The 8186-nt window shown below is 48.2% G+C and carries 8 protein-coding genes and 1 tRNA gene; 4 read left to right on the top strand and 5 right to left on the bottom strand.

Translation table 11 applies throughout. The annotated features are described in order from the left end of the window. The first annotated feature begins 156 nt into the window (after nt 1–156). Complete coding sequence (locus B2118_RS00135) at nt 157–600, top strand: DUF2924 domain-containing protein (RefSeq protein ID WP_428052249.1); 444 nt, start codon at nt 157–159, stop codon at nt 598–600. After that, nucleotides 597–2036 carry a recombinase family protein gene (locus B2118_RS00130; protein WP_428052248.1) on the top strand — a complete coding sequence of 480 codons (1440 nt, stop codon included), beginning with the start codon at nt 597–599 and terminating at the stop codon, nt 2034–2036. Before B2118_RS00135 ends, B2118_RS00130 begins: the two co-directional genes overlap by 4 nt. A 195-nt stretch (nt 2037–2231) precedes the next feature. Here B2118_RS00130 and B2118_RS00125 read toward each other — a convergent pair. The 4 genes from B2118_RS00125 to B2118_RS00110 all read right to left on the bottom strand — a co-directional run bounded on the left by B2118_RS00125 (nt 2232) and on the right by B2118_RS00110 (nt 6438). Further along, nucleotides 2232–2308, bottom strand: a tRNA-His gene (locus B2118_RS00125). Between the two features lie 145 nt (nt 2309–2453). Then, entirely contained in the window at nt 2454–4649 is a 2196-nt protein-coding gene (locus tag B2118_RS00120; RefSeq protein WP_428052246.1) for an EAL domain-containing protein, read from the bottom strand. Nucleotides 4650–4699: 50 nt separating this feature from the next. After that, nucleotides 4700–5209, bottom strand: coding sequence for a nitroreductase family protein (locus B2118_RS00115; protein ID WP_428052244.1), 510 nt, complete (start codon nt 5207–5209; stop codon nt 4700–4702). After that, a complete protein-coding gene (locus B2118_RS00110) occupies nt 5206–6438 on the bottom strand; it encodes an L-serine ammonia-lyase (protein WP_428052242.1) in 1233 nt (410 codons plus the stop codon). Before B2118_RS00110 ends, B2118_RS00115 begins: the two co-directional genes overlap by 4 nt. 48 nt (nt 6439–6486) lie before the next feature. Here B2118_RS00110 and B2118_RS00105 point away from each other — a divergent pair, with 48 nt between their 5' ends. Further along, complete coding sequence (locus B2118_RS00105) at nt 6487–7053, top strand: manganese efflux pump MntP family protein (RefSeq protein WP_428052240.1); 567 nt, start codon at nt 6487–6489, stop codon at nt 7051–7053. A 30-nt stretch (nt 7054–7083) separates the two neighbouring features. Then, nucleotides 7084–7641: a manganese efflux pump MntP family protein gene (locus B2118_RS00100; RefSeq protein WP_428052238.1), complete on the top strand. Its 558-nt coding sequence runs from the start codon at nt 7084–7086 to the stop codon at nt 7639–7641. Nucleotides 7642–7985: 344 nt separating this feature from the next. Here B2118_RS00100 and B2118_RS00095 read toward each other — a convergent pair. Continuing rightward, nucleotides 7986–8186, bottom strand: a 201-nt coding sequence (locus B2118_RS00095; protein WP_428052236.1) for a hypothetical protein, incomplete at its 5' end; no start/stop codon positions are given.

Genomic DNA, 8186 nt, shown 5'->3' with positions numbered 1-8186 from the left:
CACAAACATTGTCCAAATATCCGTCTAATACATATTATCAATATGTAAGCCGGTTATTAAATAATAACTAGACCCAACTTGACTTATCTCCCGATAGTAAGCGGTAATAGAGATGGGCAAAAAATAGCCCATTAAACTTAACTATCGGGAGTTTTTATGAAGAAAAAGTCTATACCATTAAATGCTGTAAATAAATCAAGCGACAAGTCTCAACAGGTGGAGAACGGAGACAAAAAGGCGCAAGTAGCAATTACTGCTAAACCGACTGGGAATAACCTACAATCCTCCAAACCCATATCTGGCCCCACAGAATTAGCCAAACTGCGGGAAGTGGCCACGCAGATTAATCCACTAGCCCAATTAATTTCTAAAAATAAACAGAGGGCCGAAAAATACAACAATAAGGATCAAAAACTGCGGGATATCCGTATCCCGCTGCCCGGCTCTATATTGGAGAAAAAGTACAAAGGGCATCTTGTTGTGGTCAAAGTGTTGGAACACGGTTTTGAATACAATAATAAATATTTCAAAACCCTGTCCGCCGTGGCGTGTGCCATCACGGGGCAACATTTAAGCGGGTATTATTTCTTCGGCTTATGAGTGACATTATAAAACCGATGAACTGCGCGGTTTATACCCGCAAATCTACCAGTGAGGGATTGGAACAGGACTTCAACTCGCTGGATGCCCAGCGTGAGGCTTGTATGGCATTTATTAAAAGCCAGCGTGGGGAAGGCTGGCAGGCGCTAGAAACCTCTTATGATGACGGTGGCTATACCGGGGCGAATACCGATCGCCCCGGTTTGCAGCGCTTGATAGAGGACATCAAACTGGGCAAGGTAAATTGCGTGGTCGTGTACAAGGTGGATAGATTATCACGCTCTTTACTGGATTTCTCCCAGTTACTAGAATTTTTTGATAAGCGCGAAGTGTCGTTTGTATCTGTCACGCAGAATTTTAATACCAAAACCTCTATGGGTCGGCTAACGCTTAATATCTTGTTATCGTTTGCTCAATTTGAGCGCGAAATTATTAGCGAACGCACGCGGGATAAAATGGCGGCCTCTCGTATGAAAGGAAAGTTTTTAGGCGGAGGAATTCCATTTGGGTACCAGTTAGATGAAAAAGCCCATAAGTTGGTACCACACCCAGAAACCGCCGAAGAAGTACGATTCATTTTTAATAGCGTACTGGAAGAAAAAAGCGTTACTTCCGTACTTGCACAACTAGAAAAGCGGGGAATTGTTCTTCGGGAGCGGAAATGCAAAAATGGGCGGGTTTTACCGGCACGCCCTATTTCGCGTGCACAACTTTATCATATTATTCATAATCCGCTGTATATTGGGAAGGTGCTTTACAAAAAGAAAATTTACGAGGGCGAGCACGACGGCATTGTGTCCATAGAAACTTTTGAGGCGGTGCAAGAACTGTTAAATAATGGACGAAAAATGTATGAGACGGTACGGAAAGCAACGCCTGGCATCTTGCGTGGTTTATTGTTTTGCGAAGCCTGTGGCAGCCCAATGGTTCCCATCTATGGGAAAAAGAAAAATACGAAACATTTTTATTATATTTGCCGGAAGTGCCGAGAAGAGGGCTATAAGTCTTGTCCCACACGGACGGTACGACAGCGAGAGTTCCATTTGGCGCTTATTGCAGAATTGGATAAAAATGGGGTTCTCAGCCGGGCCCTATTTGAGCAATTATCCGAATACGAGCAAGAAGAAACCCTTAAATCTGTTATCTGCCGTATAGGTTATGAATATCAAGAAAGCAAAATTACGGTTGTTTTGCGCAGTGGAACCGAATTTTCGTTCTGTGCCAATGTGAAGCCACACTCCGGCCCTTGGAAACGGTCCGAATTGGCGGCCCGAAAAGAGGCCAAACTTCCGAAGGTAGATAAAGCCGTGTACAAGCAGACCTTGGCACTACAAATCCGCGAATATATGCGCCTAAACGGCCTTAGCCAGGCCGCATGTGCGCGGGCTTTGGGGCTTACGGCGGCTCGGGTTAGCCAACTCTTAAAGGAAAATTAAGTTTTTAGTGTTAAATTTTGCAAAATAGATAGAAAGATAGCAAAAAAGTAGTTGAAAGGGCGAAAAGACGGGATAAGGAAAATCTATCTATTGGATATCGCAGGGGGAATTAGGCTTTTTTTACCGACGACGAAAGAGGAAAAACCCTAAATCAGGCATTAAAAAATCCCGCCAAAAGTTAAGCGGGATCTAATATGGGGTGGATGACGAGATTTGAACCCGCGACCTCCGGTTCCACAGACCGGCGCTCTAACCAGCTGAGCTACATCCACCATAAATCGGTACTATATTATACCAATTTTCCGGCGCGTGTGCCAAAATTATTCTGTTGTGCATTATTGGGGCCCGGCCTTTTAGCGGGGGGGAAATAACCTAATTCCACGCTACAAAGCCGTGCCATCCCTATGTGCTCGCCGTTTACAGCAGTTCCCCGGGTTTCACCTTAGGCCCCACAAATGGCCCTTGCGCGTACGAAAAGCCCAACGCTTTAATGCGGGCTATGTCCTCTTGGGTTGCCACATCGTCTGCTGCCAGAAAAATGCCTAATTCTTGGCAGACTTGTCCCAAGGATTGCGCTAGCATATTGCTTTTGCGGTCGGGCGATTTCGTCCACATTTGCCGCCCGATTTTCACGCCGTCTATCGGCATTTCTTTAAAAGCGGGCGACACCAGCCCCGTATAGCGCACGGTAAGATTAAACCCCTGTTGTTTCAGTTCCTCTCCGGCGGCTTTTAAGCGTGCATTTAAAATGTGCCGCTTGGTTTCCGTAAGTTCCAAATACAGCCATTTGGGTTCTACATCCATTTCCTTGGCTTTGGTGGCCAAACGCTCCGCAAAGCCCGGCGCGGTCAGGTGTTCGTCAGCAATTTTCACTACCAGAGGGATTAACTTTTTGCCTTGGGCTTTCCAAGTAGAAAGCGTTTCCAAGGCGGCATCCAGCAGATAGCGCCCGTATTGGTAAATAAACCCATTTCTTTCAAATACCGGGCGGAAAACAGCCTGTTCCAGCGGGTCTTGGCGTTCGGGTACGGGCCAGTCCGCCACCGCTTCGGCCGCAAAAAGAGAGTCGTCCTTCAAGGAACGGATAGGCTCCACAAAAAAACGGAATTCCTTCTTTTCAATGCCTTGGCGCATACGGCTTTCAATCAGTGCTTCTTCGGTTAATTCTTGGTGCCACCTCTTTTGATAAAAAGCCACAATCTCGTCGTATCGGCCCTTTATGCGCTTTTTGGCCACACACGCACGGTTGTACATCTCTTGGGCGGATTCATTGCGGTCTTCAATAGGATACACGCCGAAAGCCAACATTAGGGCAAAAGTTTTTTTGTCTTCCGTTTGGAAGTTGGAAATCTGCTCGGCCAGCAGTTCCAAGCGGTTTTTCAGTTCTCCCTCGGAGGAGTATTTCAAAAGCATTGCAAAGCGGTCCGCATAAATACGGGTGAACAGTTCGTCTTGCTTTAAGCCCTCTTGTATCACACGGGATAAATGCTTCAAGAGTGTATCACCCGTTTTAAAACCGTAGCGTTCGTTAAACGATTGGAACTTACCCACGTCCATTGCCACAATAGCATAGGATTGGTTCGTATGCGTGCGGAAGATTTGTTCCATTTCTGGGCGGATAGCGGCCAAGTTTTTGTGCTGTGTAATGGGGTCTATAAAGGCGGTAGTGAATAGTTTTTCCCGAGACTTTTTTTGTTGGATGTAAATGTATCCCCACGCGCAGAGACCCGCGGCCACCACGGCCAAACACAGGCCCAAAAGCCGCCACACAAGCGCATTGATTTGGCGCGTCATTTGTACGGTGGGCACGACGGACAGCAAGTACCAGTCATTAATGTTTAAAGGTTGGTAACTAATGTGCAGTTCGCCTTTTTCAGCAGAGGTGTATTTTACGGTGCCGCTTTGGCGGTTTTGCATCGGCTCTTTAAGCGCGCGCGGCAGTTGGCCTTGCGGGTCATCGGGCAGATTAAAAATATTTTCTACTTGGCTGATAGCGTTTTTGTGCAGGGCGCGGGCCACGCTGTCCCCATTGGTGCGGACAATGGCGGAGTAACCTTCTCCGCGGAAACTTTGCGTATCCAGTTCCTTGGCAAACTCCTCTACTGAGCGCGTGGCAAACAAAACGCCGATAATTTTCCCGTTCTTTCGGGCGGGGACGGCTTCCACCAAAATATCTTTTCCGTCTGCCGCATCCGTAATGCGTTCGGACACATTGGCCTCTCCCGCGAGGGCCTTTTTAATGTGTTCCTCCTTGGATAGGTCCAAAATCAAATCATCGCTTAACATTGCCATACCGTCCGGGCGGACAAAACCCATACGTTTAAAATTATTGACGGCGGACTCGTTTTTCATCAGGCGGTCAATGTGGCTGGCGGTTGGTTTGGATAGAGACTCTATTGCGGTGGCGATAGAGCGCAGCAGAGCCAAATCGTTAAAGACTTGCGTTTCCACCTCGCTGGTGGTTTGGCGGGCGACTTCCTCCAAGTACATCGTGTGGTTGCGCTCCAAGGTGCGTTCAATCTGGTTTACATACAAAAAAATACCCGTGGATAACACCGCGGTACAAAGCAAAATAATAGCGGAAATTTTTTTAAAAGAAAGCGAATCACTCATTTCAGCCTCCTATATGCAAAAAAGAGCCGCAGGCAGGCGGCTCTTTTACTTTACCATTTTTCAAGGTGGATTTTGTCCGGGTCAAAGCGGTCAATATCCGGCTTTTGTTCGTTTGGATAGCCAAGCGCAATTACGTTAAGCGGTTTTACATATTCCGGCAAACCGAACATCTTGGCTAATGCGTTCATACGGTCCTCGTTGGGATAAACGCCCAGCCATACGCTTCCCAAGCCCAGTTCGGTGGCGGCCAGTAAAATATTTTGCGTGGCCGCGCCGCAGTCGGCAATCCAGTAGCCCGGTGCGTGTTCTTTTTTTGTGTTGCCGCATACCAAAATTGCGCAGGCGGCTTCCTTTAACATTTGTGCGTACGGGTGAACCGTGGTAATTTTGTGCAAGGTGTTTTTGTCTTGCACGACGATAAACTCCCACTCTTGGCAGTTGCGCGCCGTAGGCGCCATCATCGCCGCACGCAAAAGCGCGGTAATGTCGCCCTTTTCAATCGGTTTATCCGTGAAGCGGCGGATACTGCGCCGCTTTAAAATACCTTCCATTACGTTCATTTGTTACCCCCTTTTTTAAGCCGCAATACTTTTTCTTTAAAGAAACGGGCCAAGCCCCCGCGTGCGGTTTCGCGGTAGTCCTTGTTCATATCCAGGCCCGTTTGCATCATAGTGGCTAAAACGTCGTCGTAGGAAACGCGATTGTCCCCGTCGGACATTAAGGCATAGGTAGCGCAGTCTAACGCGCGGGAAGCGGCCAGCGCGTTGCGCTCTATGCAAGGAATTTGCACTAACCCGTCCACCGGGTCGCACGTCAGTCCCAAGTGGTGTTCAAGCCCCATTTCGGCCGCGTAGGCAATACGGCGGTTGTCGCCGCCTTCTAATTGGCAGGTGGCCGCGGCCGCCATTGCGCACGCCACGCCGACCTCGCCCTGACAGCCGACTTCGGCACCGGAAATAGAGGCATTGGCCTTGGCCATATTGCCAAACAAACTGGCCGTTGCCAAGGCGTGCAAAATGGTGGTGTCTTCAAATTCGCAAATTTCTTGGATCAAGCGGCACACCGCAGGCACGACCCCACAGGAGCCGCAAGTGGGCGCGGTAACCACCACGCCGCCGGCAGCGTTCTCTTCCGAGCACGCCAATGCATAAGAAAACAGGTTATTCATACGGCGCAGGTATTGGGGGGAGTTCTCCGCCTTGTAAAGGTAGCGGCGCGCCTTGCGCTCCAAATTTAAAGAGCCGGGCAATACGCCGCGCTTTTCCAAGCCGCGGTTCATTGTGGTTTGCATTGTCTTCCAAATGGTGCCTAAATATTGCCAAATGTCAGCGCCTTCAAATTCTTCCACATATTCCCATAGCAGCATACGCTTGTCCGAAGTGTACTGCAAAATTTCCGCCATTGATTTATGGGGGTAAATATTGTTGATTTCCTGCCCGAAGTTTTCGTCGGTGCGGATGTCGCCCCCGCCAATGCTGTACGCCACTTGTGCGCCCATTATGTGCCCGGCTTTATCCAGGGCTTCAAAGCGCATTGCGTTGGGGTGTTTGGGTAAAAAGGTGTTGTATTCCCACTCAATAGTAACGGGCTTGGGATAAAAGGCTTCTTTAATAGCGAAATCGGTCAAGTGCCCCTTGCCGGTGGCGGCTAAGGAGCCGTAAAGTACCGCCCGGAAGGACTCGGCGGACGGATAAGCGCGGTTGAACGCGTCGGCCGCTTTGCGCGGGCCCATAGTATGGCTGCTGGAAGGCCCCATACCAATTTTGTATAACTCTTTAAGCGATTGCATAATGCTCCCTAAAACGGGGAATATATAAAAAATGTTATCATAATTTATATGAATATTCTATCCGCTTTATTAGTTGCTTTGGGGTTATCTATGGATAACCTGGCCGTTACCATTGCTTCCGGCTGTTCCCACCAAAACAAAATTCCCCTGACTTATATAGGTAAAGTGAGCGCCTTATTTGCAGTAGCGCATTTTATTATGTTTTCTGTGGGCTGGCTGGGCGGCGCGGGAGTAGGGCGTTATATCGGCGCGGTGGACCATTGGATTGCCTTTGCGATTTTGGCCTTTATCGGTGCGCGTATGGTGAAGGAAGCGCGCAACCCGCAGGACGAAGAGGACGTATGTGTATTGCACTCCTTTAAAACCTTGCTTGCGCTTTCGGTGGCGACGAGTTTGGATGCCCTTTTGGTGGGTATTGGGCTTGCGTTTACCGAGGCTCCCTTTTGGGTAACGGTGCTTACGCTGACCGCGTGCGTGTTTGTTACCAGTTGGGTGGGGTTCTATTTGGGAGCATTTTTAGGGCGCAAGTTTGGCAAGGTAATGGAGGCCTTGGGCGGGCTGGCGCTTATTTTAATTGGCCTTAAATTATTGCTAGAAGGGCTGGGCATTTGGTAAAATGCTGGTATCTCAACCGGGAGGTTCCCTATGGGCATAATTGCCGTGAGTATCATTTTTTTGTGTATTTGTGTGGATAATATGGTGTCTGCCAATATGTCCGCTATGAAGATGTCGCCCGACAAAAAGAGCGTGTTTTCTATTAAAATGACGTTGTTCTTTTCGTGCTTTAACGCGCTGTTTTTTGCGTTGGGGTATGGGATAAGCGCCATTTTCTTTCATAAGTGGGCATATTTTGCGCATAATTGGGTGGCGTTTGCCTTTGTGCTCCTGCTGGGCATTAAGTTTATGTTGGAATCCATTGAAAAATCGCCCAGTTTCAGCAACTTGGATGCGGACGATAACCGCAAAATGATGAAGGTTTCCACTGTGCTGGCGCTCAATTCCTTTTTGGTGGGTTATGCCGTGGAAACGATGGAAAAGGCGTTCTTTCCGCAAGTGCTTATCTTGTTTGTACTTACGTTCTTAATGACGCTGATTGGTTTTCACTTGGGCAATCAGTCCTCTAAAACGATTGCCAGCAAAAAAGTGGAACTGGCCGCCGGGATTGTGTTAATTGTAATGGCGGTGCGGCTGATTATTCTGTAAAGCAATTTTTAGTTGGTTATATTCGGGCCCCGGTTTATTTTTAGCCGGGGCCCAGTTGTTTATAAAGGGGGCTTGTTGTTGCCGAGTGCTTGGCGGCCCGTAGCGTGCTGGGCTTTTTGTCTTTTGTATTGTTGTTTCCGTCATCCCGTAGTGTTTTTATACGGGATCTGTCGTTAGTTGTTGTCATTCCCGAGTGTTGTAGTCGGGAATCTGTTTTTGCCGTGCTTGTTCTCTTCCAAAACGACAGATCCCCGACTAAATTCCTCGGGGATGACGACTTTATTAAAAAAGAGGTCATTGTGAATTTATTTCAGGATCTACCTTTGGGGTTTTTTACTGTGTTGTTATTTAACAAAGTCATTCTGGAAGGTTTCTGTCCAGAATCCGTTGTTTTCCTCTTTTTGAGTAACAACAGATCCTGGACTACGACTTTCCAGGATGACGGCAACGACTCGCGACACGATCGGTAGGTCCTGAAAGCCCGGCGGGGCGCAAAAATGTTGTTTTTGTCGTTGTCTTTTTTGCAGTTGTTTATAAAGGGGTTG

Source organism: Candidatus Avelusimicrobium stercoris (assembly GCF_002437085.1).
GTDB classification, from domain to species: Bacteria; Elusimicrobiota; Elusimicrobia; order Elusimicrobiales; family Elusimicrobiaceae; genus Avelusimicrobium; species Avelusimicrobium stercoris.
Note: the sequence above shows the minus strand (reverse complement) of the source record. Positions and strands in the feature narration are given on the sequence as shown.

What these genes read in the sequence shown, in the direction of transcription:
- B2118_RS00100 (WP_428052238.1), top strand. Translation starts at nt 7,084, where the DNA reads ATGGGCATAATTGCCGTGAGTATCATTTTTTTGTGTATTTGTGTGGAT.
- B2118_RS00130 (WP_428052248.1), top strand. Translation starts at nt 597, where the DNA reads ATGAGTGACATTATAAAACCGATGAACTGCGCGGTTTATACCCGCAAA.
- B2118_RS00105 (WP_428052240.1), top strand. Translation starts at nt 6,487, where the DNA reads ATGAATATTCTATCCGCTTTATTAGTTGCTTTGGGGTTATCTATGGAT.
- B2118_RS00120 (WP_428052246.1), bottom strand. Translation starts at nt 4,649, where the DNA reads ATGAGTGATTCGCTTTCTTTTAAAAAAATTTCCGCTATTATTTTGCTT.
- B2118_RS00115 (WP_428052244.1), bottom strand. Translation starts at nt 5,209, where the DNA reads ATGAACGTAATGGAAGGTATTTTAAAGCGGCGCAGTATCCGCCGCTTC.
- B2118_RS00110 (WP_428052242.1), bottom strand. Translation starts at nt 6,438, where the DNA reads ATGCAATCGCTTAAAGAGTTATACAAAATTGGTATGGGGCCTTCCAGC.
- B2118_RS00135 (WP_428052249.1), top strand. Translation starts at nt 157, where the DNA reads ATGAAGAAAAAGTCTATACCATTAAATGCTGTAAATAAATCAAGCGAC.